The organism is Candidatus Nanopusillus massiliensis (genome assembly GCF_920984865.1).
The window spans coordinates 8,724-9,839 of record NZ_OV100765.1 but is presented as its reverse complement, the minus strand read 5'-3'; the positions used below and the strand labels follow the sequence as shown (position 1 = coordinate 9,839).

Here is a 1,116-nt window from a genome sequence, read left to right as displayed (position 1 = left end):
ATACTGAATATTTATTATAAATTTTTATATTTCCAACCTGTTTATTCCTATATTTATCAATGTAGTCATTATATAAATGAAAAAGCTCTCTTACTATATAGTATTATTCTTATCCTCTGTTATAGTTCCTGAATTACCTTTTCTTATATTATTAATGAATAATCAATATATAAGTATCCAATATTTTTTAATATCTTCAACTCCGATCATTTTAACATTTATTTTATTGTCATATTTATTTAGAGATTCTATAACAAGAGATCCAAATCNTTTATGAATATTTCACTATATATCCAAACTTTCAAAGTATTTATTACCAACTTTTGGATTCTTTTATTACTTGTCAATAATATCCTTTATTTCTTCAGAATTACTATTGATAAACAATTTCTTATCAAAGATAAATCCCTTTTTATTTACAATATCATATATAATGATTTTTTCATTCATTATATTTAATCTATTTAACATAGATATTGAAAGTAAATTACAGGAGATTATTTCATATATTTCCATTATATATTCTATTATTTTAATTTTTCTTTTTATATTTCCAATAAATATAAATATTCAATACAATTCAACTAAATCCTTTTTTATTTTCAAATCATATAATACATCAATATTTTCTGGTTTAGATATACTTATCTATTTTTATAATTATTCGAATAATAGAAAAACTGGAAATGCTACTTTTTATGGGAAGATATTTCTCTCAATAATTTCTATATTATTATATATAAGTTTACTAAATATCAAAATAAAAAATATTGGTAGTATAGTTCTTCTACTATTTTTGCCATTTAGTATATATTCTACATATATATGGTTTTATACTGCAAATAAAATATTAGAAAATATATCAGAAAAGAAATTATTACCATATTTCTTTAGAATGAAGAACAATAGAGATTCTCCAATCTTTAATATATTTTTATCTACATTTATTATTTTAATATTTTTATTTTTGAATAATTTTAATTATTTATTATCATTTTTTATATCCTTTACAATTATTATATACATACTATATATAGTATCTTATATAAAAATCAAGGTAGAAGGAGAAAATTTACATAAATGGAGATTAATAAAAATATTTATTGCTGTTTATTC

General features: G+C 18.4%; 2 protein-coding genes (1 of these 2 cut by a window edge). One reads left to right on the top strand and one right to left on the bottom strand.

Going from position 1 to position 1,116, the window contains the following annotated elements; genetic code table 11:
• Positions 1-336 precede the first annotated feature (336 nt).
• Positions 337-516 (bottom strand): hypothetical protein, encoded by a 180-nt coding sequence (locus LUA84_RS00065; RefSeq protein WP_231433866.1) that lies wholly within the window; start codon positions 514-516, stop codon positions 337-339.
• Between LUA84_RS00065 and LUA84_RS00060 the strand changes: the two genes are divergently transcribed.
• Positions 434-1,116: the 5' portion of a methyltransferase domain-containing protein gene (locus LUA84_RS00060; protein ID WP_457913308.1), read on the top strand. 661 nt of this gene lie beyond the right edge of the window; the window shows 683 of its 1,344 coding nt (coding positions 1-683); it begins with the start codon at positions 434-436; the stop codon falls past the right edge of the window. The genes LUA84_RS00065 and LUA84_RS00060 overlap by 83 nt on opposite strands.